Origin of the sequence: Pseudomonas sp. B35(2017), assembly GCF_002113645.1 — a bacterium.
Taxonomy (GTDB): Bacteria; Pseudomonadota; Gammaproteobacteria; order Pseudomonadales; family Pseudomonadaceae; genus Aquipseudomonas; species Aquipseudomonas ekonensis.
Genome location: NZ_NEIZ01000008.1, coordinates 116,366 through 139,297, shown reverse-complemented (window position 1 = coordinate 139,297; position 22,932 = coordinate 116,366). Strand labels below are relative to the sequence as shown.

Sequence of the window (22,932 nt, the reverse complement as noted above, 5' to 3'; positions counted from 1 at the left end):
TGCGCCCCATTTGCGGGCAACCCGCTTCGATTCAGTGCGAAACCACGGGCCTCCCGCCACCCCGATCACGGCCCACCCCTTGAAAACCGCCGGATGCAGCCAGTTGGCACAACCGCTGCATTACCGTTTGCAACACACATAAAGCGCAGCCTTCAACGACGAAGGCCGCGCTTCCCGAGCGAACGGGATCAGGACAAAGGCGTCCTCGTCAGGCCACTGACGGGACGCCTTTTTTGTTTGCGCCACATTTGCCGAGCACGGCCCGACTGCCCACAAGAGGCAAGCCCCACGCTCCCGGAGAACCTGATGAAAAAACTCAAACTGGTGATGATCGGCAATGGCATGGCCGGGGTCCGCACCCTGGAGGAACTGCTCAAGCTGAGCGACGAGCTCTACGACATCACGGTCTTCGGCGCCGAACCGCACACCAACTACAACCGCATCCTGTTGTCGCCGGTGCTGGCCGGCGAGCAGACCTTCGAAGAGATCGTGCTGAACGACCTGGACTGGTACCTGGAAAACGGCATCCAACTGCTCCTCAACCGCAAGGTGGTGGAAATCGACCGGGTCAAGCGCCGGGTGATCGCCGAAGACGGCACCGAAGCCGAATACGACCGCCTGCTGATCGCCACCGGCTCCACGCCGTTCATCCTGCCGATTCCCGGCAACACCTTGCAGGGCGTGATCGGCTACCGCGACATCGCCGACACCCAGGCGATGATCGACACTGCCAAGACCCACAAGCACGCCGTGGTCATCGGCGGCGGCCTGCTGGGGCTGGAGGCCGCCAACGGCCTGATGCTGCGCGGCATGCACGTCACCGTGGTGCACCTGGGCGAGTGGCTGCTGGAACGGCAACTGGACAAGACCAGCGGCCAGCTCCTGCAGACCGCCCTGGAGGCTCGCGGCCTGCACTTTCGCCTGTGCGAGCAGACCCAGGCCCTGCACGACGCCGGCAACGGCCGGGTCGGCTCCGTGCAGTTCAAGAACGGCGACATCATCCCCGCCGACCTGGTGGTGATGGCCGCCGGCATCCGCCCCAACACCGAACTGGCGGAAAAGGCCGGCATCCCGTGCAACCGCGGCATCCTGGTCAACGACACCCTGCAGACCTACGATCCGCGCATCTATGCCATCGGCGAGTGCGCCAGCCACCGCGGCATCGCCTACGGCCTGGTCGCGCCGCTGTTCGAACAGGCCAAGGTGTGCGCCAACCACCTGGCGCAACTGGGTTTTGCCCGCTATCAGGGTTCGGTCACGTCCACCAAACTGAAGGTCACCGGCATCGACCTGTTTTCCGCCGGCAACTTCATGGGCGGCGAAGGCACCGAGACCATCACCCTCTCCGACCCGATCGGCGGGGTGTACAAGAAACTGGTGATCAAGGATGACGTGCTGGTCGGGGCCTGTCTGTACGGCGATACGGCAGATGGCGGTTGGTATTTCCGGCAGATTCGTGAGAACCATGCCATCGGCGAGATCCGCGACCACCTGATGTTCGGCGAAAACGCCCTCGGCGACGTAGGACACCAAGGCCAGGACAAAGCCATGAGCATGGCCGACAACGCCGAAGTCTGCGGCTGCAACGGCGTGTGCAAAGGCACCATCGTCAAGGCGATCCAGGAGCACGGGCTGTTCAGCGTCGATGAGGTGAAGAAGCACACCAAGGCCGCCAGTTCCTGTGGCTCCTGCGCCGGCCTAGTGGAGCAGATCCTGATCAACACCGTCGGCGGCGCGGCGGACGTCAAGCCGAAAAGCGAAAAGGCCATCTGCGGCTGCAGCGACCTCAACCACGGCCAGATCCGCCAGGCCATCCGCCAGGAGCACCTGCTGACCATCGCCGGCACCATGAGCTACCTCAACTGGCGCACCCCCAACGGCTGCGCCACCTGCCGCCCGGCCCTCAACTATTACCTGATCTCCACCTGGCCCGGCGAAGCCAAGGACGATCCGCAGTCGCGCCTGATCAACGAGCGGGCCCACGCCAACATCCAGAAGGACGGCACCTACTCGGTGGTGCCGCGGATGTGGGGCGGCGTGACCAACCCGTCGGAACTGCGCCGGATCGCCGACGTGGCCGACAAGTACAACGTGCCGATGGTCAAGGTCACCGGCGGCCAGCGCATCGACCTGCTGGGGATCAGGAAACAGGATCTGCCGGGGGTGTGGAAAGACCTCGACATGCCGTCCGGCCACGCCTACGGCAAGTCCATCCGCACCGTGAAGACCTGCGTCGGCAGCGAGTTCTGCCGCTTCGGCACCCAGAACTCGACGCAACTGGGCATCGACCTCGAACACGACCTGTTCAACATGTGGTCGCCGCACAAGGTGAAGCTGGCGGTCTCCGGCTGCCCGCGCAACTGTTCGGAAGCGGGGATCAAGGACGTCGGCATCATCGGCGTCGATTCCGGCTGGGAGATGTACATCGGCGGCAACGGCGGAATCAAGACCGAAGTCGCCGAGTTCTTCGTCAAGCTCAAGACCGCCGAGGAAGTGCGCGAATACAACGGCGCGTTCCTGCAGCTGTACCGGGAAGAGGCCTTCTACCTCGAACGCACCGTGCATTACCTGCAACGGGTCGGCATGGAGCACATCAAGAAGGCCGTGCTGGAGGATCCGGAACGCCGCAGGGCGTTGAACGAACGCCTGCAGTTCTCCCTGTCGTTCGAACAGGATCCGTGGAAGGAACGCCTGGCGCAGCCGCAGCTGAAGAAAGAATTCGACGTGATCCCCGTGAAAAACCTGGAGGTGCCGGCATGAACTGGCTCGATATCTGTGCCCTGGAAGAGATCAACGCCCTCGGTTCGCGGATCATCGCCGGGCCCAAAGGCGACATCGCGATCTTCCGCACCAGCGACGATGACGTGTTCGCCCTCGACGACCGCTGCCCGCACAAGGGCGGGCCGCTGTCCCAAGGGTTGATCTACGGCAAGCGCGTGGCCTGCCCGCTGCACAACTGGCAGATCGACCTTGAGTCCGGCGAGGCCCTGGCCCCGGACGTCGGCTGCGCCCACCACCATCCGGCCCGGGTCGAGAACGGCCGGGTGCTGCTGGCCCTGCGGGACGCCGTCTGATGGACCGCCAGACGACCGCCTCGACCTGCTGCTACTGCGGGGTCGGCTGCGGCGTGCTGATCGAGCATGACGGCGAGCGGATCCTCGGCGTCAGCGGCGATCCGGCGCATCCGGCCAACTTCGGCAAGCTGTGCAGCAAGGGCTCGACCCTGCACCTGACCGGCGACCTCGCGGCACGGGCGCTGCACCCGGAACTGCGCCTGGGCAAAGGCCTGGCGCGCAGCCGCTGCGACTGGGACACCGCGCTGGAACACGCCGCCAACGTGTTCGCCGACACCGTCGCCGAACACGGCCCCGACAGCGTGGCGTTCTACATCTCCGGGCAATTGCTCACCGAGGACTACTACGCCTTCAACAAACTGGCGCGAGCGCTGGTCGGCACCAACAACATCGACAGCAACTCGCGGCTGTGCATGTCGTCGGCGGTGGTGGGCTACAAGCGCAGCCTCGGCGCCGACGCGCCGCCGTGCAGCTACGAGGATCTGGAGCTGAGCGATTGCGTGATGATCGTCGGCAGCAACATGGCCTACGCCCACCCGGTGCTGTTTCGTCGCCTGGAAGACGCCAAATCCCGCCGCCCGCAGATGAAAGTCATCGTCATCGACCCCCGGCGCACCGACACCTGCGACCTGGCGGACCTGCATCTGGCGATCCTGCCGGGTACCGACGTCGCCTTGTTCCATGGGATTTTGCACCTGCTGGTGTGGGAAGACTGGATCGACCGGGACTTCATCCAGGCCCACACCGACGGCCTCGCCGAACTGAAAAACCTGGTGCGCGACTACACCCCGGCGATGGTGTCGCAACTGTGCGGCATCAGCGTCGAGCAATTGCAGCAATGTGCTCAATGGATCGGCACGTCGCCCAGCTTCCTGTCGCTGTGGTGCATGGGTCTGAACCAATCCACCGCCGGCAGCGCCAAGAACAGCGCATTGATCAACCTGCACCTGGCCACCGGGCAGATCGGCCGTCCCGGTGCAGGCCCTTTCTCCCTGACCGGTCAGCCGAATGCCATGGGCGGGCGGGAAACCGGCAGCCTGTCCAACCTGCTGCCCGGCCACCGGGACGCGGCCAATGCGCAACACCGCGCCCAGGTCGCCGAATACTGGGGGGTGGAGCGCCTGCCGGACGCCCCCGGCCTGAGCGCCGTCGAACTGTTCGAGCAGGTGCGCAGCGGCAAGATCAAGGCGCTGTGGATCGCCTGCACCAACCCCGCACAGTCGATGCCCGACCAGAAAGCTGTCCGGGCGGCGCTGGAGGCGTGTCCGTTCGTGGTGTTGCAGGAAGCCTTTCGCACCACGGAAACCGCCGCCTTTGCCGACTTGCTGCTGCCGGCGGCCAGTTGGGGTGAGAAGGAAGGCTCGGTGACCAACTCCGAGCGGCGGATTTCCCACGTGCGCAAAGCCATTTCCGCACCCGGCGAAGCGCGTCCGGACTGGGCGATCACCGTGGATTTCGCACAACGCCTGGAGAAACGTCTGCGCCCCCGGCAACCGAGCCTGTTTGCCTTCGAGCAGCCGGCCCAGCTGTTCGACGAATACAAACAACTGACCCGTGGCCGCGACCTGGATCTGTCCGGCATCAGCCACGCGTTGATCGACCGGATCGGCCCGCAGCAATGGCCCTTCCCCACCGACGCCCGCCAGGGCACACCCCGACTGTACGAAGACGGCATTTTTCCTACCGCCAGCGGCCGGGCGCAGTTCGTGGCCGACCCGTACCGCGCCGCCAAGGAACAGCGCGACGCACGCTTCCCCCTGACCCTGATCACCGGGCGCCTGCGTGACCAATGGCACGGCATGAGCCGCACCGGCACCGCTGCGCAGCTGTTCGGCCATGTCGGCGAGGCCGTTCTGAGCCTGCACCCGGACGAACTGCGTCGGCACCGCCTGCAACCGGGGAGCCTGGTCAACCTGAAAAGCCGCCGGGGTGCGGTGATCGTCGCCGTCGAGAGCGACGACAGCGTGCGGCCCGGCCAGGCCTTTCTGCCGATGCACTGGGGCGACCGTTTCCTCAAGGGCGGCGTTAACAGCCTGACCCTGCCCGCCTTCGATCCCCTGTCCAAGCAGCCGGAACTCAAGCACAGCGGCGTACGCCTGGAACCGGTGGAACTGCCGTGGCAACTGTTCGCACTCATCGAAGGCGATGTACAGCGACATTTCGATGCGCTGCGCTCCCTTTGTGAGGCATTTTCCTACGCAAGTTTCAGCTTGATCGGACGCGAACGTCCGGCATTGCTGATCCGTGCCGCCAGTTCCGGCGCACCGGATCCACGCTTGCTGCGTGAAATCGACGTGTGCCTGGCCCTGATCGAGGGCCCCGTGCTGGCCTATGACGACCCGCGCCGCGCCATCGGCAAACGGGTGCGCATCGAACACGGCCGGATCACCGCGATCCGCCTGGCCGGCGAGACGCTCGCTCAGCATTGGCTACAGGGGCTGTGGTTGGAGGGCCGCACGGACGAACAGCTGCGCCGTTGGCTGCTGGCGCCGATGAGCGCGCCGCCGGGCAGCGCCCCGGCGCACGCCACGCAAGACAAGACCCTGTGCAACTGCAAGAACGTCAGCCACAGCGCGGTCTGCGCCGGCATCGATCAAGGGCTGGATCTGCCGGGGTTGAAAAAAGAGCTGGGCTGCGGCACGCAATGCGGCTCCTGCGTCCCTGAAATCAAGCGCCTGCTGGCTTCCCGCAGCCAGCCGGTCGCGGTCATCTGATGAGGAAAACACCATGAACGCAAAAGTCTGGCTGGTGGGTGCCGGCCCCGGCGACCCGGAACTGCTGACCCTCAAGGCCGTCCGCGCCCTGCGTGAAGCGGCCGTTGTGCTGATCGACGACCTGGTCAATCCGGCGGTGCTGGAGCATTGCCCCGCCGCGCGGGTCATCGCCGTGGGCAAGCGCGGCGGTTGCCGTTCCACGCCCCAGGCCTTCATCCACCGGCTGATGCTGCGCTACGCCCGCCAAGGCAAATGCACGGTGCGGCTCAAGGGCGGCGATCCGTGCATATTCGGGCGCGGCGGCGAGGAGGCGCAGTGGCTGCGTGAGCGCGGCGTCGAGGTGGAACTGGTCAATGGCATCACCGCCGGGCTGGCCGGGGCGACGCGCTGCGACATACCGCTGACGCTGCGCGGCGTGGCGCGGGGCGTGACGTTGGTCACGGCGCACACCCAGGACGACAGCCGACTGAACTGGCAGGCTCTGGCGCAGGGCGGGACGACCCTGGTGATCTACATGGGGGTGGCCAAACTCGGCGAGATTCGGGAACAGCTGCTGGCAGGCGGTATGGCGGCGGATACGCCGGTGGCCATGATCGAGAACGCCTCCTTGGCGCAGCAGCGGGAATGCCGCAGCGATCTGGCGGCCATGGAGGAAGCGGCCCGGGCGTTCGGGCTGAAAAGCCCTGCGATCCTGGTGATTGGCGCGGTGGCCGGCCATTCGGCCCAACTCGTGTGGGAACGCGGTTCGCCGGCAGCGGCGGCGCATCAGTCGGCCTGAGGCGCCCCGCCTCAGCAAATCGCAGGCAAAGAAAAGCCCGGCCTGAGCCGGGCTTTTCTCAAAGCGGCGAGCTAATTACTTAGCTTGGGCTTCAACCTGAGCTTCTACGCGACGGTTAACGGCGCGGCCAGCTTCGGTTTTGTTGTCAGCCACTGGGCGGGATTCGCCGTAGCCAACGGACTGAACGCGGTTAGCGCCAACGCCGTACTGGTTAACCAGAACTTGCTTAACGGCGTTTGCACGACGCTCGGACAGTTTTTGGTTGTAAGCGTCTGGACCTACGGAGTCAGTGTGACCTTCAACGGTGGTGGTGGTCGAAGGGTACTGCTTCATGAAGTCAGCCAGGTTCTTGATGTCGCCGTAGCTGTTTGGCTTAACAACCGACTTGTCGAAGTCGAACTTCACGTCCAGCTCAACACGTACGACTTCAGCAACTGCTGGGCAGCCATCAGCGTCAACGGTTACGTTGGCTGGGGTGTCCGGGCACTTGTCGACGTTGTCGCAAACGCCGTCGTTGTCGCTGTCGGAGCAGACTTCAGCAGGAGCTGGAACCGGAGCGGCTGCTGGCTTGGAGCCGCCACCGAAGTTCACGCCGATACCGATGCTTGGAGCCCACTCGGTGTCGCCTTTGTCGATGTTGTACTGAGCTTCAACGCCGGCACGGGCGTAGAAGTTGTCAGTGAAGTACAGCTTGGCGCCGCCGCCAACGTTGGCGAAGGTGGAGCGGTCACGACCGCCGGTGCCGTTCTGACCGATGCTCTGGTCGGAGAAGCCAGCCGATACGTACGGACGCAGCATGTCGCCCGGGTTGTTGAAGTGGTACAGAGCGTCCAGGGCGGTGTTTGCGCCCTTGATGTTACGACCGTCGTCGGAACGCACGTTGTGCACTTCGTCGTAGGCCAGACGCAGCTCAACGTCGTCGGTCAGGAAGTAACCAACGGAACCGCCGAACAGGTTGCCGTTGTTCTTGTAGTCACGAGCGCTGTCGAATTGCTCTTTCTTTGCGAAGCCTTCGATTTCAACTGCGCCTTGGCCTTGTGCCAGAGCGCCGAACGAAGTGGCGGCAATCAAAGAACCAATGGCCAAGCCCAAGGTGTTTTTCAGTTTCATCCGTTAAATCCCCATCTGGTGATTGTGAAGCAGTCCCGCAAACCGGGGGACAACTCGGCGGCAAGTCTATCAGAACTTGCCTACACGTAAGAGATATTTGCGCCGAACTAAGTTTCAGCAATGCCTGCAAATTTCTCACGCAATTTATCAAGAGCGCGCTTGTACCGCATTTTGGTCGCGCTCAGGCCCATGTGCATGATGTCTGCGATCTCCTGAAACTCCAGCTCTGCGACAAATCGTAGCACCAGGATTTCACGGTCGATCGGGTTCACATACACCAGCCAGCGATCCAGTCCACCCTTCTCCTCGGGTTTCGGCGCCTTCTCTTCCGACGCTTCTTCGAGGGGGTCAAGACTCAGTGCGTCCATCAAGCGACGCTTTCGCCGTTCCTTGCGATACTGCGTGATGCATTCGTTGTAGGTGATGCTGTATAGCCATGTCTTGAACTTCGACTTGCCCTCGAAATTCTTCAGGCCGTACAGCACCTTGAGCATCACTTCCTGACAGACATCGTCTGCGTCGCGATCGTTCCCGAGATACCGCGCACAAACGTTAAATAATGTCCGCTGGTAACGCCGCATCAGTTCTTCATACGCGCGCGTCACGTGAAACAGCTCGGTGTGCGAGCGCGCGACCAACTCCTCGTCAGAGAGCTCGCGGGGGTCGTAGCGCGTGGATAGCGTTTGGGCTTTATTCAAAACAGGTCGGGCCGACAGTCAGGTCAATGTCCACCGCCGCCAGCGACGGCTGGCATTTTGCGGCGGCATACATTAGCAGGGTTTGCCGGGTTAGCGGCTACTCACATGCTGCTCCAAAAGGATCCGATTGGAGAGAGAGACTAGCTCACCCTCATCGGTCAGCAATGTGGTTTTAACCGTGCCGATCTCCTCGATCTGCCCTTCGACCTCGCCAACACGCACTTGTTGCCCTACCTGATACAACTCACGCACATAGATGCCCGCCAGGATCTGACCGGCGATTTCCCGGCTTCCCAGGCCCATGGCCAGCGCAACCGCCAGACCAACGGTAATCAATACGATGACGATCACATGGTTCAGCAGGTCGGTCTTGACCTCAAGCTGGCTGATCGCGACCGAGATGCTGATGATGATCACCAGCCCCTGTGCGATGCGCCCAAGTCCTGAAGCGTAGTCCAGACCGACGCCTTCCGCCGCCCCGCGCACCAATCCGTTGGCCAGTTGGGCCAAGAGGACGCCGACGAGCAGCACCAGCGCTGCACCGAACACCTTCGGCACATACAGCGCCAGCATGTCCAGCGTAGCCGAAACCCGCTCAAGGCCAAGGGATTCTGCCGCAGAAACCAGGAAAATCAGCAGGACGAACCAATACACGATCTTGCCGATCAGGGTAGAGATCGGCACTTGCAGCCCCGCGCGGGACATCAGCTTGGTCAGGCCGGTGCCGGCCATCAGGCGATCCAGGCCCAGTTTGGCCAGCAATTTGGACAGCAAGGTGTCCAGCAGCTTGGCCACTACGAAACCGAGCAGCAGCACGACCAGCGCGCCGAACAGGTTCGGGATGAAGTTGGCGACTTTTGTCCACAACGCAGTCATTGCAGTGACGAGGCTCTGGGTCCAGAGGTCAAGTTCCATATTCAATCAGCCTTATCAGCGGTGCGGGCGGTGGGTTTACGAAGACGGGAGACCGGCGCGACATGGGCCGAGCCGTTGTTCAGGGCGATCATCAGCGCGGGCAGCCAGCGGCCCAGCAGGCTGAACAGGTCGCCGGCGCCGACCTGGCGGTTGGCGGTTTTGAGCACGCGGCCAAGGCAGGCGTCGTCGTCACGGCTGGACGGCGAGGCGTTGAGCATGTCGCGCAAAGACTGTTCAAACGGATCGTGCATACGCACCTCTCGTGATGTCTGTGAAAGACGCGGGCAAATTTGGTCGGGTCACATGCGCCATGTTCACACCCAGCGCAAACGGCGGAACAGCCACCACTGCCCGAGCGCCACGGCGACCACGGTCAGGCAGGCGATCAGGAAGCCGTAGGGGCTGGTGGAGAACGGAATCCCGCCGACGTTGATCCCCAACAGGCCGGTGAGGAAACTCATCGGCAGGAAGATCCCGGTGATGATGCCGAAGCGGTACATGGTGCGGTTCATCCGCACGCTCAGGCGCCGGTCTTCGGCCTCCAGCACAAGCCCCACGCGCTCTCGGGTCAATTCGAGCTCTTCGAGATAGCGGGTCAGGCTGTTGTTCAGTTCGTTCCAGTAATCGCCGTCGTCATCGACGAACCATGGCAGCCTTATCCGGGACAACTGTCCGAAAATATCCCGCTGCGGGGCCAGAAAACGCTTCAGTCCCGCCGCGCGTCGACGGATGTGCAGATTGGCGCCATGCTCGGGGGTATACCGTTCGTCGGCATCCAGCTTTTCTTCCTCGTCATCGACCATTTCCGAGAGGCAGGTGACCAGATCCTGCACCTTGTTGGTGAGGTACTGCGCCAGGTAGAGGATGAGCTCGGAAGACGTTTTCGGCCCCTTGCCTTCCGCCAACTGCGCCAGCAGTTCATCGGTGGCGCGCAACGGACGCAGGCGCAGGGAGATCACCCGCTGGGCCGACGCGAAGATGCGCACCGACACCATGTCCTCGGGTTCGGCCCCCGGGTTGAGGTTGACCCCGCGCAGGAACAGCAGCAATTCGGAATCCGCCAGCGGCAGCAGGCGGGGCCGGGTGTTCTCTTCCAGCAGCAGGTCGCAGGCGAATTCGTTGAGTCCGCTGGACTTGCGCAGCCAGGTCTGGGTCTGCGGATGGCTGCGGTCCCAGTGCAGCCATAGGCTTTCATGGGCCTGCAGCTGCAGGTCGTCCAGGTCCGTCCGGGCTATCGAACGCGCACCGCCCTTGCCGTCCAGCACCAGGGCATGCACCAGCCCCCACTGCGCGTTGTCTTCCTCGAACATCCTCACCCCTGTGCGTACGGCGACTTATTCCGGCATCTTCAGCGGGCTCGGCGAGATGATCACGCCGTTGTTGTCCGCATAGATGTACTGGCCCGGATGGAACGTGACGCCGGCGAAGGTCACCGCAACGTTGAGGTCGCCGATGCCGCGCTTGTCGGTCTTCATCGGGTGGCTGGCGAGCGCCTGGACACCCAGGTCGGTCTGGGCGATGACGTCGACGTCACGGATGCAGCCGTAGATCACCAGCCCTTCCCAACCGTTCTTCGACGCCTTCTCGGCCAGCATGTCGCCCAGCAGCGCGCGGCGCAGGGAACCGCCGCCATCGACCACCAGCACCTTGCCGTTGCCCTTGAGCTCGACCTGCTCCTTGACCAGCGAGTTGTCTTCGAAGCACTTGATGGTCACGATTTCGCCGCCGAACGAATCGCGGCCGCCGAAATTGCTGAACATCGGCTCCAGCACTTGCACCAGCTCCGGGTAGGCGTCGCACAGGTCAGGGGTGAGGTAATGGATCATCGAAAAACTCCTGTAAAGAGGAAAACGATCAGGGATGCCGCATGCTGTTGAAACGAGTTCCGGTGGCCGCCGTTTACCTTGGCTTGCGCCATGGTCGCCGACCGAACCTGAACAAACGCTGAAACGTAATAGCTAAACAGTCACCATTTGTGACCAGAACCACGCAATGCGTCATATCTTAGCCGCAAGCGGCCCTGAACGAAATGCCCTTGTCAGAGCCTTGCGCTCATACCGCCGCAGCCAGATCCGGTTTCTCGCCCAGCAACGGCGTCTGCTGATCCGCCAGCCAACGCGCCACCAACGGCCACACGTCGGCCTGCGCGGCTTTGCTCACCAGCATCTCGACATGGCCGAAATTCTCGCTGAAGCCCTGCTCGCGCCCCAGATTGATGAATTGCTTGGTTTCGGAACCGATCTGCTCGTACAGCTTGCGGCAGGCCCACGCCGGATCTTGATGGTCCCCCGCCGCGCTCACCGCCAACACCGGCACCTTCACGTCGGCAAGGCCGGCCCACCAGTCCTTGTCCTTGTCGCCGAAACGCCCGAACAGGCCGTACCAGCGCATGCTTTCCAGGGCCAGGCCGATCGGCTCGTCCTCCGGGCCGCGCTTGAGCCGCGAGCCGGACAGCTGGGCAAAGCGCTTGAGGATGAAACGCCCGCTCCACTCCACCGGCGGAATCTTCAGCGGCCAATAGGTGCGGCTGACCTGGGTGCCGAAGAACGCCGCCGACGCCACCGCCGGTTCGCCGAGGTACTCGCCGCCCAGCGCCGCCGCCAAGGTGATGCCGCCCAGGGAATGGCCGATCCAGTGCGGGACCTGCCCGCTCTGCTCACGCACGAACGCAGCGATGGCCGGCAGGTCGTAGCGGGCGTAGTCGGCGACGCGGTTACGGCGGTACTCCTCGTTGCGCCGGGACAGGCCATGGCCGCGCATCTCCGGGATCCACACGTCGAAGCCCAGGCGCGTCAGGTGGGCGCCCAGCCCCAGGCCCTTGGGGGAGAACCAGAACCGCCGGTTGGAAAAGCTGCCGTGCAGCAGGATCACCGGCACGCCGCGCGCGGCCGGTTCGTCGGCCATGCCCAGGCGGGTGACGGCCAGTTCGACGGTCGAGTCCGGGCTGTTGCCCGGTTTCAGCCGATAGATGTCTTCGCTCAGATCGCCGCGCCGCTCGGCGCTGATCAGGGCGACGGGAAACAGGTTGCTGCTGCTTTGCATAATGCTCTTGCACAAAAAAGGGCGGCATCCGAAGGCGCTCGCCCTGTTTCAATCACTGTAAGACCGCCCCCCGGAGGGAGCGGTCCGTTCACATCGTTATCAAGCCTGGCCTTCGGCGAGGAAGAACCAGGTTTCCAGCACGGTGTCCGGGTTCAGCGACACGCTTTCGATGCCCTGCTCCATCAGCCACTTGGCCAGGTCCGGGTGGTCCGACGGGCCCTGACCGCAGATGCCGATGTACTTGCCGGCCTTGTTGCATGCGGCAATGGCGTTGGCCAGCAGCTTCTTGACCGCCGGGTTACGCTCGTCGAACAGGTGGGCGATGATGCCCGAGTCCCGGTCCAGGCCCAGGGTGAGCTGGGTCAGGTCGTTGGAACCGATCGAGAAGCCGTCGAAGAATTCGAGGAACTCTTCGGCCAGGATGGCGTTGGACGGCAGCTCGCACATCATGATCACGCGCAGGCCGTTGTCGCCGCGGGCCAGACCGTTTTCGGCCAACAGCTCGACGACTTGAGAGGCTTCGCCCAGGGTGCGCACGAACGGCACCATGATCTCGACGTTGGTCAGGCCCATCTCGTTGCGCACACGCTTGAGCGCACGGCACTCGAGCTCGAAGCAGTCGCGGAACGATTCGCTGATGTAGCGCGAGGCGCCGCGGAAGCCCAGCATCGGGTTCTCTTCTTCCGGCTCGTACAGCTTGCCGCCGATCAGGTTGGCGTATTCGTTGGACTTGAAGTCCGACAGACGCACGATGACCTTCTTCGGGTAGAACGCCGCGGCCAGGGTGCTGATGCCCTCGACCAGTTTCTCGACGTAGAAGCCGACCGGGTCGCTGTAGCCGGCGATGCGCTTGTCGACGCTTTCCTTGATGTCCTGCGGCAGGCCGTCGTAGTTCAGCAGCGCCTTGGGGTGCACGCCGATCATGCGGTTGATGATGAACTCCAGGCGGGCCAGGCCCACGCCGGCGTTCGGCAGCTGCGCGAAGTCGAAGGCGCGGTCCGGGTTGCCGACGTTCATCATGATCTTGAACGGCAGCTCCGGCATGGCGTCCACGGAGTTCTTCTTGACGTCGAAGCCCAGCTCGCCTTCGAAGATGTAGCCGGTGTCGCCTTCGGCGCAGGACACGGTCACGCCCTGGCCGTCCTTGAGCAGCTGGGTGGCGTTGCCGCAGCCCACCACCGCCGGAATGCCCAGCTCACGGGCGATGATCGCCGCGTGGCAGGTACGGCCGCCACGGTTGGTGACGATGGCGCTGGCGCGCTTCATGACCGGTTCCCAGTCCGGGTCGGTCATGTCGGAGACCAGCACGTCGCCGACCTGAACCTTGTCCATCTCGGACACGTCCTTGATGATCCGCACCTTGCCGGCGCCGATGCGCTGGCCGATGGCGCGGCCTTCCACCAGCACGGTGCCGGTTTCCTTGAGCAGGTAACGTTCCATGACGTTGGCCTGGGTGCGGCTCTTCACGGTTTCCGGACGGGCCTGCACGATGTACAGCTTGCCGTCGTCACCGTCCTTGGCCCACTCGATGTCCATCGGGCAGCCGTAGTGCTTCTCGATGATCATCGCCTGCTTGGCCAGTTCGCTGACTTCGGCGTCGGTCAGGCAGAAACGCGCGCGGTCGGCCTTGTCGACATCGACGGTCTTGACCGAACGACCGGCCTTGGCCTCGTCGCCGTAGATCATCTTGATCGCCTTGCTGCCCAGGTTGCGGCGCAGGATCGCCGGACGGCCGGCCGAGAGCGTGCCCTTGTGGACGTAGAACTCGTCCGGGTTCACCGCGCCCTGCACGACGGTTTCGCCCAGGCCGTAGGCGCCGGTGATGAACACCACGTCACGGAAACCGGATTCGGTGTCGAGGGTGAACATCACGCCGGCGGTGCCGGTCTCCGAACGCACCATGCGCTGCACGCCGGCCGACAGGGCGACCAGTTTGTGGTCGAAGCCCTGGTGCACGCGGTAGGAGATCGCACGGTCGTTGAACAGCGAAGCGAACACCTCTTTGGCGGCGCGGATCACGTTGTCCACGCCACGGATGTTCAGGAAGGTTTCCTGCTGGCCGGCGAAGGAAGCGTCCGGCAGGTCTTCGGCGGTGGCGGAGGAACGCACGGCCACGGCCACGTCAGGGTTGCCGGCCGACAACGCGGCGAACGCGGTGCGGATTTCGGCGTTCAGCTTTTCGGGGAATTCGGCTTCCATGATCCATTGGCGGATCTGGGCGCCGGTCTTGGCCAGCGCATTGACGTCGTCGACGTCGAGCGCGTCGAGGGCTTCGTGGATCCGGTCGTTCAGACCGCTCAGTTCCAGGAAATCGCGATAGGCCTGGGCGGTGGTGGCGAAGCCGCCGGGAACGGAAACGCCGGCGCCTGCCAGGTTGCTGATCATCTCGCCCAGGGATGCGTTCTTGCCCCCCACATGCTCAACATCGTGTTTGCCGAGCTTATCGAGGGAAACTACGTACTCTACCAAGGTGATCTCTCCACTAACTGTGTTGGAAAAGCTCAGAAACCGGCGGCTCGGGGGAGCGTCGGCCGGCTGTATGGCCTGGACCTGGAAAATAAGTGAGAATGCGGGCCGATGGCGGCCGGCAAACCGCGCCTATCATATCCAAGAATCAAGCGTCCTGTGTGGCGAATGACGCAGGACACTCACTTAAGGTCCAGGGTGCACATGAAACGATCCGCTTTCTTCATCTCCGATGGCACCGGCATCACCGCCGAAACCCTGGGTCAAAGCCTTCTGGCGCAGTTCGAGAACATTACCTTCAGCAAACTCACGCGGCCCTACATCGACACCGTCGAAAAGGCGCGGGCCATGGTACAGCAAATCAACAAGGCCGCCGAAGCGGACGGCCTGCGGCCGATCATCTTCGACACCATCGTCAACCAGGACATCCGTGAGATCCTGGCCACGTCCAATGGTTTCATGATCGACATCTTCTCGACCTTCCTGGCGCCGCTCGAACAGGAACTGACCGAGCATTCCTCCTACACCGTCGGCAAGTCCCACTCCATCGGCCACAACTCCAACTACATGGAGCGCATCGAGGCGGTGAACTTCGCCCTGGACAACGACGACGGCGCCCGCACGCATTATTACGACAAGGCGGACCTGATCCTAGTGGGCGTGTCGCGCTGCGGCAAGACGCCGACGTGTCTGTACATGGCCATGCAGTTCGGCATCCGCGCCGCCAACTATCCGCTGACCGAAGACGACATGGAGCGCCTGCAGTTGCCGGCCGCCCTGCGCGCCCACCAGCACAAGCTGTTCGGCCTGACCATCGACCCGGACCGCCTCACCGCGATCCGCAACGAACGCAAGCCCAACAGCCGCTATTCGAGCTACGCCCAGTGCGAGTTCGAAGTGCGCGAAGTGGAGAACCTGTTCCGCCGCGAGAACATCCCGCACATCAACTCCACGCATTTCTCGGTGGAAGAGATCTCGGCCAAGATCCTGGTGGAGAAAGGCGTCGAGCGGCGCTTCAAGTAGTACTGCGGCGCCCGCACCGGCGCCATCGCGAGCAGGCTCGCTCCCACAGTTTCTGTGCCACGCACGACATGTGGGAGCGAGCCCGCTCGCGATTGAACGATGACGCAGTCGCTCAGATGACGAACAGATCGACAAACCGGTTCACCGCCGTCCCCTCCAGCCGCGCCTGATCCCTGCACAACGCCACAATCTCCCCGCACCGCTGCCCGCCAAAACGCGTCGCCAGGTTGGCCCTGAACTTGTCCTCCAGCAGGGGAATCCCCTCGGCCCGGCGCCGGCGGTGGCCGATCGGGTACTCCACCCGTACATTGTCGGTGTGGGTGCCGTCCTTGAAGAACACTTGCACCGCATTGGCGATGGAACGCTTGTCCGCCTCCAGGTACTCGCGGGTGAAGCGCGGATCCTCGACGATGATCATCTTGTCTCGCAGCTCATCGATGATCGGATGCGCCGCGTGGAAGCCGTCCTCGTAGTGCTCGGCCACCAGGTCGCCGAACGCCAGCGGCACGGCGGTCATGTATTGCAGGCAATGGTCGCGGTCGGCGGCATTGGCCAAAGGGCCGGCCTTGGAAATGATGCGGATCGCCGATTCGTGGGTGGTGATGACGATCCGGTCGATCTCGCGCAGACGGTCGCGCACCTGCGGATGCAGGGCCACGGCGGCTTCGCAGGCGGTCTGCGCATGGAACTCGGCGGGGAAGCTGACCTTGAACAGCACGTTCTCCATCACATAACTGCCGAACGGCCGTGAGAGGCTGAAGGAGCGCCGGTCTTCAGGCTTGAGCGCCAGATCGCTGTTGGTGTGGCTGAACGACACGTCGTAGAAGCCCCACTGCCGGGCGCTCAGCACGCCGGGGATGCCCATCTCGCCGCGCATCGCGATGTCGGCCAGCCTGACGCCCCGGCTCGACGCGTCCCCCGCCGCCCAAGACTTGCGCGAGCCGGCGTTCGGCGCATGGCGGTACGTGCGCAGCGCCTGGCCGTCGGCGAAGGCATGGGACAGCGCCGACAGCAATTGCTCGCGGTTGGCGCCCATCAGTTTGGCGCTGACGGCGGTGGAGGCGACTTTCACCAGGATGACGTGATCGAGCCCTACGCGGTTGAACGAGTTTTCCAGGGCGATCACGCCCTGGATCTCATGGGCCATGATCATCGCTTCGAGCACCGCACGCATGTCCAGCGGCGCCTCGCCCCGGGCCACGCGCTGCTGCGACAGGTGATCGGCCACCGCCAAAATCGCGCCGAGGTTGTCGGACGGATGCCCCCACTCGGCGGCCAACCAGGTGTCGTTGTAGTCCAGCCAGCGCACGGCGCAGCCGATGTCCCACGCGGCCTTCACCGGATCGAGCCGGTACGGCGTGCCCGGCACCCGCGCACCGAACGGCACGACGGTGCCCTCCACGAGCGGGCCCAGATGCTTGGTGCACTCCGGAAAGCGCAAGGCCAGCAGGCCACAGCCCAGGGTGTCCATCAGGCAGTGGCGGGCTGTGTCGAGGGCTTCGGCGGATTCGGTCTTGAAGGTGAGGACGTAGTCGGCGATGTCCTGCAGGACACGGTCGTAGTCGGGGCGGTTGTTCTGGTCGACGTTGGCGCTCATGGTCGATTCACTCCGTGAAGTGGTTCGTTGAGGGGACCTCGGTTCAGGGCTAACGCGTTCTTATTGTGGAAATGCGACTGTATCGATTTTGCTGTGGCGTCTGGGCTGACGCTATCGCCAGCAGGCTGGCTCCCACAGGGTTCCTGTTGAACACAGAATCTGCGGTCGCCGCAAAACAAGGTGGGAGCCAGCCTGCTGGCGATGACGCCAGCGAAAGCACCGCGCGACAGGCTCCCACACCGTGTTCCGGTCAGGTCAGAAAGCGTCGCCGGGCACCCGGACGAAACCTTCCATCAGCACCCGCGCGCTGCGGCTCATGATGGCTTTCTTCACGACCCACTCGCCGTTCTCCAGGCTCGCCTCGGCGCCGACCCGCAGCGTCCCGGACGGATGGCCGAAGCGCACGGAATTGCGCTCGGTGCCGCCGGCCGCCAGGTTCACCAGCGTCCCGGAGATCGCCGCCGCCGTGCCGATGGCCACCGCCGCCGTGCCCATCATCGCGTGGTGCAGCTTGCCCATGGACAGGGCGCGCACCAGCAGGTCGACATCCTCGGCGGCCACCGCCTTGCCGCTGGACGCCAGGTAATCCGCAGGCCGCGCGACGAACGCCACCTTCGGCGTGTGCTGGCGCTGGGCCGCCTCTTCCAGACGGGAAATCAGGCCCATGCGCAGCGCGCCGTGTGCGCGGATGGTCTCGAACATCGCCAGCGCCTTCGGGTCGCCGTTGATCGCGCCTTGCAGCTCGGTGCCCTTGTAGCCGATGTCCTCGGCGTTGACGAAGATCGTCGGAATGCCGGCGTTGATCATCGTCGCCTTGAAGGTGCCGACGCCGGGCACTTCCAGGTCGTCGACCAGGTTGCCGGTGGGGAACATCGAACCGCCGCCGCCCTCTTCTTCCGCCGCCGGATCCATGAATTCCAGCTGCACTTCGGCCGCCGGAAAGGTCACGCCGTCGAGCTCGAAGTCACCGGTCTCCTGGACTTCGCCGTTGGTGATCGGCACGTGGGCGATGATGGTCTTGCCGATGTTGGCCTGCCACACCCGCACCACCGCCACGCCGTTGCGGGGAATGCGGTCGGGGTCGACCAGGCCGTTGCTGACGGCGAACGAACCGACCGCCGCCGAGAGGTTGCCGCAGTTGCCGCTCCAGTCCACGAACGGCTTGTCGATGGCGACCTGGCCGAACAGGTAGTCGACGTCGTGGTCGGCCTTGATGCTCTTGGACAGGATCACGGTCTTGCTGGTGCTGGACGTGGCGCCGCCCATGCCGTCGATCTGTTTCTCGTAAGGGTCGGGGCTGCCGATCACCCGCAGCAGCAACGCATCGCGGGCCGGGCCCGGCACCTGCGCCGCTTCGGGCAGGTCCTGCAGGCTGAAGAACACGCCCTTGCTGGTGCCGCCGCGCATGTAGGTGGCGGGGATCTTGATCTGTGGTGCGTGAGCCATGGTGCTCCTTAATCGCCGGCGCGGACCTTGAGGCCTGCGCCGGCACAGCGTGGATTAGACGGCGGCCGCCGACTCTTCGAGGAAGTCCTGGGCAAAGCGCTGCAGCACGCCGCCGGCCTCGTAGATCGACACTTCTTCGGCGGTGTCGAGGCGGCAGGTCACCGGCACCTCGACGCGTTCGCCGTTCTTGCGGTGGATCACCAGCGTCAGGTCGGCGCGCGGCGTGCGGTCGCCGATCACGTCGTAGGTCTCGCTGCCGTCGATGCCCAGGGTCTTGCGGTCGGTGCCCGGCTTGAACTCCAGCGGCAGCACGCCCATGCCCACGAGGTTGGTGCGGTGGATGCGCTCGAAGCCTTCGGCGACGATCGCCTCGACCCCGGCCAGCCGCACGCCCTTGGCCGCCCAGTCACGGGACGAACCCTGGCCGTAGTCGGCGCCGGCGATGATGATCAGCGGCTGCTTGCGGTCCATGTAGGTCTCGATGGCTTCCCACATGCGCATCACCTTGCCTTCCGGCTCCACCCGGGCCAGCGAGCCCTGCTTGACCTTGCCGTTCTCCTGCACCATTTCGTTGAACAGTTTCGGATTGGCGAAGGTCGCGCGCTGGGCGGTGAGGTGGTCGCCGCGGTGGGTCGCGTAGGAGTTGAAGTCTTCCTCCGGCAGGCCCATTTTCGCCAGGTATTCGCCGGCGGCGCTGTCGAGCATGATCGCGTTGGACGGCGACAGGTGGTCGGTGGTGATGTTGTCCGGCAGCACCGCCAGCGGGCGCATGCCCTTGAGCGGACGGGCCCCGGCCAGCGCGCCTTCCCAGTACGGCGGACGGCGGATGTAGGTGCTCATCTCGCGCCAGTCGTACAGCGGCGCGACCTTGGGGCCGGTGTCTTCGTGGATCGCGAACATCGGGATGTAGACCTGGCGGAACTGCTCAGGCTTCACCGCCGCCTTGACCACCGCTTCGATCTCTTCGTCGCTCGGCCAGATGTCCTTCAGGCGGATTTCCTTGCCGTCGGCCACGCCCAGCACGTCTTTCTCGATGTCGAAACGGATGGTGCCGGCGATGGCGTAGGCGACCACCAGCGGCGGCGAAGCAAGGAACGCCTGCTTGGCGTACGGGTGGATCCGCCCGTCGAAGTTGCGGTTGCCCGAGAGCACGGCGGTGGCGTACAGGTCACGGTCGATGATTTCCCGCTGGATCACCGGATCCAGCGCGCCGGACATGCCGTTGCAGGTGGTGCAGGCGAACGCCACGACGCCGAAGCCGAGCTGCTCCAGCTCCTTGCCCAGCCCCGCTTCGTCCAGGTACAGCGCCACGGTCTTGGAGCCCGGCGCCAGCGACGACTTGACCCACGGCTTGCGGGTCAGCCCCAGCTTGTTGGCGTTGCGCGCCAGCAGGCCGGCGGCGATCACGTTGCGCGGGTTGCTGGTGTTGGTGCAACTGGTGATGGCGGCGATGATCACCGCGCCGTCGGGCATTTGCCCCGGCACGTCGTCCCACTGTCCGGAGATGCCCTTGGCGGCCAGATCCGCCACCGCCACGCGGGCGTGGGGGTTGCTCGGGCCGGCCATGTTGCGCACCACCGAGGACAGGTCGAAGCTCAGGCTGCGCTCGTACTGCGCGCCTGTGAGGCTGTCGGCCCACAGGCCGGTGGTGCGGGCGTAGTTCTCGACCAACTGCACCTGCTCGTCGTCGCGGCCGGTGAGCTTGAGGTAGTCGATGGTCTGCCGGTCGATGTAGAACATCGCCGCCGTGGCGCCGTATTCCGGGGCCATGTTGGAGATGGTCGCGCGGTCGCCCAGGGTCAGGGCCGAGGCGCCCTCGCCGAAGAACTCCAGCCACGCGCCGACGACCTTCTGCTTGCGCAGGTATTCGGTCAGCGCCAGCACCATGTCGGTGGCGGTGATGCCCGGCTGCAGCTTGCCGGTCAGTTCGACGCCGACGCTTTCCGGCAGGCGCATCCACGAGGCGCGGCCGAGCATCACGCTTTCGGCCTCAAGGCCGCCGACGCCGATGGCGATCACGCCCAGCGCATCGACGTGCGGGGTGTGGCTGTCGGTGCCCACGCAGGTGTCGGGGAACGCCACGCGCTTTCCGTTTTCATCGGGGCGCACCTGAATCACCGGGGACATTTTCTCCAGGTTGATCTGGTGCATGATGCCGTTGCCCGGCGGGATCACGTCGACGTTCTTGAACGCTTTCTTGGTCCAGTTGATGAAATGGAAACGGTCCTCGTTGCGACGGTCCTCGATGGCGCGGTTCTTCTCGAACGCCTGCGCATCGAACCCGCCCGCCTCCACCGCCAGCGAGTGGTCGACGATCAGTTGGGTCGGCACCACCGGGTTGACCTGCGCCGGGTCGCCGCCCTGCCGGGCGATCGCGTCGCGCAGGCCGGCCAGGTCCACCAGCGCGGTCTGGCCGAGGATGTCGTGGCACACCACCCGGGCCGGGAACCACGGGAAGTCGAGGTCGCGCTTACGCTCGATCAGTTGCTTGAGCGAATCGGTGAGCGTGGCCGGGTCGCAGCGGCGCACCAGGTTTTCCGCCAGCACCCGCGAGGTGTACGGCAGGGTGTCGAAGCTGCCGGGCTGGATCGCCTCGACCGCGGCGCGGGCATCGAAGTAGTCCAGGGCGGTGCCGGGGAGCGGTTTACGAAATTGTGTGTTCATCGGTCAGGACTCGGGGCACGGTAGTTTCAAAGGGCGAGGCCTGGCATCAACCTCGAAATTCACACGAACCCTGTGGGAGCTGGCTTGCCAGCGATTGCGGCGGGTCAGCCGCCATCGATGCTGGATATGACTCCGTCATCGCTGGCAAGCCAGCTCCCACAAGGACTTCGGTGAACGTCGGTATCGGTGCCTGGCCTCCACCATTCAGCGACGTTCGATTGGCACGAACTTGCGCTGCTCGACGCCGGTGTACTCGGCGCTCGGACGGATGATGCGGTTGTTGGCCCGCTGCTCGAACACGTGCGCCGCCCAGCCGGTCAGGCGCGAGCAGACGAAAATCGGGGTGAACAGCTTGGTCGGGATGCCCATGAAGTGATACGCCGATGCATGGTAGAAGTCGGCGTTGGGGAACAGCTTCTTCTGCTCCCACATGGTCTTGTCGATGGCCTCGGAGACCGGGAACAGCACCTTGTCGCCCACTTCGTCGGCGAGCTTCTTCGACCAGCCCTTGATCACCTCGTTGCGCGGGTCGCTGTCCTTATAGATCGCGTGGCCGAAGCCCATGATCTTGTCCTTGCGCTCGAGCATGCCGAGGGTGCCTTTGATCGCCTCTTCCGGCGACGAGAAACGCTCGATCATTTCCATCGCCGCTTCGTTGGCGCCGCCGTGCAGCGGGCCGCGCAGGGAGCCGATGGCCGCCGTCACGCAGGAATACAGGTCCGACAGGGTCGAGGCGCACACGCGGGCGGTGAAGGTCGAGGCGTTGAACTCGTGCTCGGCGTAGAGGATCAGCGAGACGTTCATCACCTTGACGTGCAGCTCGCTCGGCTTCTTGCCGTGCAGCAGGTGCAGGAAGTGGCCGCCGATGGACGGCTCGTCGCTGACGCAATCGATGCGTTTGCCGTCGTGGCTGTAGCGGTACCAGTAGCACATGATCGCCGGGAACGCGGCCAGCAGGCGGTCGGTCTTGTCGCGCTGCTCGGAAAAGTCCTTCTCCGGCTCGATGTTGCCCAGGAACGAGCAACCGGTGCGCATCACGTCCATCGGGTGGGCGTCGGCGGGAATGCGCTCCAACACTTCCTTGAGCGCCTGCGGCAGGTCGCGCAGCTTGCTCAGCTTGCCTTGGTAGGCGGCGAGCTGGGCCTGGGTCGGCAGTTCTCCGTAGAGCAGCAGGTACGCCACCTCTTCGAATTGCGCATCCGCCGCCAGTTCGCGCACGTCGTAGCCGCGGTAGGTCAGGCCGGCACCGGCCTGGCCCACGGTGGACAGGGCGGTCTGCCCGGCGACCTGGCCCCGGAGCCCGGCGCCGCTGAGTACTTTTGCTTCGGCCATTGCTGTCTCCAATCTTCTTGAATTTGTTTGGGAAACTTGCGGGAGCGGGCCTGCCCGCCCCACAGGATCTGGT

17 protein-coding genes are annotated in these 22,932 nt (G+C 64.4%); 5 read left to right on the top strand and 12 right to left on the bottom strand.

What is annotated here, in order from left to right:
* Positions 1–306: 306 nt before the first annotated feature.
* Genes nirB through cobA form a run of 4 tightly spaced genes read left to right on the top strand, consistent with a single transcriptional unit; the run spans position 307 to position 6,566 of the window.
* A complete protein-coding gene (nirB, locus tag CAG41_RS16155; RefSeq protein ID WP_085707190.1) occupies positions 307–2,760 on the top strand; it encodes a nitrite reductase large subunit NirB in 2,454 nt (817 codons plus the stop codon).
* A complete protein-coding gene (gene nirD, locus CAG41_RS16150) occupies positions 2,757–3,074 on the top strand; it encodes a nitrite reductase small subunit NirD (RefSeq protein WP_085577597.1) in 318 nt (105 codons plus the stop codon). The genes nirB and nirD overlap by 4 nt, the downstream gene beginning before the upstream one ends.
* Entirely contained in the window at positions 3,074–5,788 is a 2,715-nt protein-coding gene (locus CAG41_RS16145; RefSeq protein WP_085707189.1) for a nitrate reductase, read from the top strand. The genes nirD and CAG41_RS16145 overlap by 1 nt, the downstream gene beginning before the upstream one ends.
* A gap of 13 nt (positions 5,789–5,801) precedes the next feature.
* Positions 5,802–6,566 (top strand): uroporphyrinogen-III C-methyltransferase, encoded by a 765-nt coding sequence (gene cobA, locus CAG41_RS16140; protein ID WP_085577599.1) that lies wholly within the window; start codon positions 5,802–5,804, stop codon positions 6,564–6,566.
* Between the two features lie 75 nt (positions 6,567–6,641).
* Here the strand turns inward: cobA and CAG41_RS16135 are convergent, their stop codons facing one another.
* From CAG41_RS16135 to ppsA, 8 genes are all read right to left on the bottom strand, one after another.
* Positions 6,642–7,676 carry an OmpA family protein gene (locus CAG41_RS16135; protein WP_085577600.1) on the bottom strand — a complete coding sequence of 345 codons (1,035 nt, stop codon included), beginning with the start codon at positions 7,674–7,676 and terminating at the stop codon, positions 6,642–6,644.
* Positions 7,677–7,783: 107 nt separating this feature from the next.
* Positions 7,784–8,374: an RNA polymerase sigma factor SigX gene (gene sigX / locus CAG41_RS16130; RefSeq protein ID WP_011333251.1), complete on the bottom strand. Its 591-nt coding sequence runs from the start codon at positions 8,372–8,374 to the stop codon at positions 7,784–7,786.
* Between the two features lie 90 nt (positions 8,375–8,464).
* Positions 8,465–9,289, bottom strand: coding sequence for a mechanosensitive ion channel domain-containing protein (locus CAG41_RS16125; protein ID WP_085577601.1), 825 nt, complete (start codon positions 9,287–9,289; stop codon positions 8,465–8,467).
* Between the two features lie 2 nt (positions 9,290–9,291).
* Positions 9,292–9,540 (bottom strand): hypothetical protein, encoded by a 249-nt coding sequence (locus tag CAG41_RS16120; protein ID WP_007951986.1) that lies wholly within the window; start codon positions 9,538–9,540, stop codon positions 9,292–9,294.
* 63 nt (positions 9,541–9,603) lie between these two features.
* Complete coding sequence (locus CAG41_RS16115) at positions 9,604–10,599, bottom strand: zinc transporter ZntB (protein ID WP_085577602.1); 996 nt, start codon at positions 10,597–10,599, stop codon at positions 9,604–9,606.
* A 24-nt stretch (positions 10,600–10,623) separates the two neighbouring features.
* Complete coding sequence (gene rraA / locus CAG41_RS16110) at positions 10,624–11,112, bottom strand: ribonuclease E activity regulator RraA (protein WP_170929976.1); 489 nt, start codon at positions 11,110–11,112, stop codon at positions 10,624–10,626.
* 229 nt (positions 11,113–11,341) lie between these two features.
* Positions 11,342–12,331, bottom strand: coding sequence for an alpha/beta fold hydrolase (locus CAG41_RS16105; protein ID WP_085707188.1), 990 nt, complete (start codon positions 12,329–12,331; stop codon positions 11,342–11,344).
* Between the two features lie 99 nt (positions 12,332–12,430).
* Complete coding sequence (gene ppsA, locus CAG41_RS16100; RefSeq protein WP_085577605.1) at positions 12,431–14,800, bottom strand: phosphoenolpyruvate synthase; 2,370 nt, start codon at positions 14,798–14,800, stop codon at positions 12,431–12,433.
* A gap of 201 nt (positions 14,801–15,001) precedes the next feature.
* Between ppsA and CAG41_RS16095 the strand changes: the two genes are divergently transcribed.
* Positions 15,002–15,820 carry a pyruvate, water dikinase regulatory protein gene (locus CAG41_RS16095; RefSeq protein ID WP_085577606.1) on the top strand — a complete coding sequence of 273 codons (819 nt, stop codon included), beginning with the start codon at positions 15,002–15,004 and terminating at the stop codon, positions 15,818–15,820.
* A gap of 112 nt (positions 15,821–15,932) precedes the next feature.
* Here CAG41_RS16095 and prpD read toward each other — a convergent pair whose 3' ends face one another.
* The 4 genes from prpD to prpC all read right to left on the bottom strand — a co-directional run bounded on the left by prpD (position 15,933) and on the right by prpC (position 22,859).
* The gene (prpD, locus tag CAG41_RS16090) at positions 15,933–17,417 is read right to left on the bottom strand and encodes a 2-methylcitrate dehydratase (protein WP_085707187.1); all 1,485 of its coding nucleotides are present in this window, start codon (positions 17,415–17,417) and stop codon (positions 15,933–15,935) included.
* 255 nt (positions 17,418–17,672) lie between these two features.
* The gene (gene prpF / locus CAG41_RS16085) at positions 17,673–18,863 is read right to left on the bottom strand and encodes a 2-methylaconitate cis-trans isomerase PrpF (RefSeq protein ID WP_085631346.1); all 1,191 of its coding nucleotides are present in this window, start codon (positions 18,861–18,863) and stop codon (positions 17,673–17,675) included.
* A gap of 54 nt (positions 18,864–18,917) precedes the next feature.
* Complete coding sequence (acnD, locus tag CAG41_RS16080) at positions 18,918–21,527, bottom strand: Fe/S-dependent 2-methylisocitrate dehydratase AcnD (protein WP_085707186.1); 2,610 nt, start codon at positions 21,525–21,527, stop codon at positions 18,918–18,920.
* 204 nt (positions 21,528–21,731) lie between these two features.
* Complete coding sequence (gene prpC, locus CAG41_RS16075; RefSeq protein ID WP_085577610.1) at positions 21,732–22,859, bottom strand: 2-methylcitrate synthase; 1,128 nt, start codon at positions 22,857–22,859, stop codon at positions 21,732–21,734.
* Between the last annotated feature and the right edge of the window lie 73 nt (positions 22,860–22,932).

Bases quoted from the DNA above. Each gene is read 5' to 3' on its own strand.
- nirB (WP_085707190.1), top strand. From the start codon at position 307: ATGAAAAAACTCAAACTGGTGATGATCGGCAATGGCATGGCCGGGGTC.
- nirD (WP_085577597.1), top strand. From the start codon at position 2,757: ATGAACTGGCTCGATATCTGTGCCCTGGAAGAGATCAACGCCCTCGGT.
- CAG41_RS16145 (WP_085707189.1), top strand. From the start codon at position 3,074: ATGGACCGCCAGACGACCGCCTCGACCTGCTGCTACTGCGGGGTCGGC.
- cobA (WP_085577599.1), top strand. From the start codon at position 5,802: ATGAACGCAAAAGTCTGGCTGGTGGGTGCCGGCCCCGGCGACCCGGAA.
- CAG41_RS16135 (WP_085577600.1), bottom strand. From the start codon at position 7,676: ATGAAACTGAAAAACACCTTGGGCTTGGCCATTGGTTCTTTGATTGCC.
- CAG41_RS16125 (WP_085577601.1), bottom strand. From the start codon at position 9,289: ATGGAACTTGACCTCTGGACCCAGAGCCTCGTCACTGCAATGACTGCG.
- CAG41_RS16120 (WP_007951986.1), bottom strand. From the start codon at position 9,540: ATGCACGATCCGTTTGAACAGTCTTTGCGCGACATGCTCAACGCCTCG.
- CAG41_RS16115 (WP_085577602.1), bottom strand. From the start codon at position 10,599: ATGTTCGAGGAAGACAACGCGCAGTGGGGGCTGGTGCATGCCCTGGTG.
- CAG41_RS16105 (WP_085707188.1), bottom strand. From the start codon at position 12,331: ATGCAAAGCAGCAGCAACCTGTTTCCCGTCGCCCTGATCAGCGCCGAG.
- CAG41_RS16095 (WP_085577606.1), top strand. From the start codon at position 15,002: ATGAAACGATCCGCTTTCTTCATCTCCGATGGCACCGGCATCACCGCC.
- prpD (WP_085707187.1), bottom strand. From the start codon at position 17,417: ATGAGCGCCAACGTCGACCAGAACAACCGCCCCGACTACGACCGTGTC.
- prpF (WP_085631346.1), bottom strand. From the start codon at position 18,863: ATGGCTCACGCACCACAGATCAAGATCCCCGCCACCTACATGCGCGGC.
- acnD (WP_085707186.1), bottom strand. From the start codon at position 21,527: ATGAACACACAATTTCGTAAACCGCTCCCCGGCACCGCCCTGGACTAC.
- prpC (WP_085577610.1), bottom strand. From the start codon at position 22,859: ATGGCCGAAGCAAAAGTACTCAGCGGCGCCGGGCTCCGGGGCCAGGTC.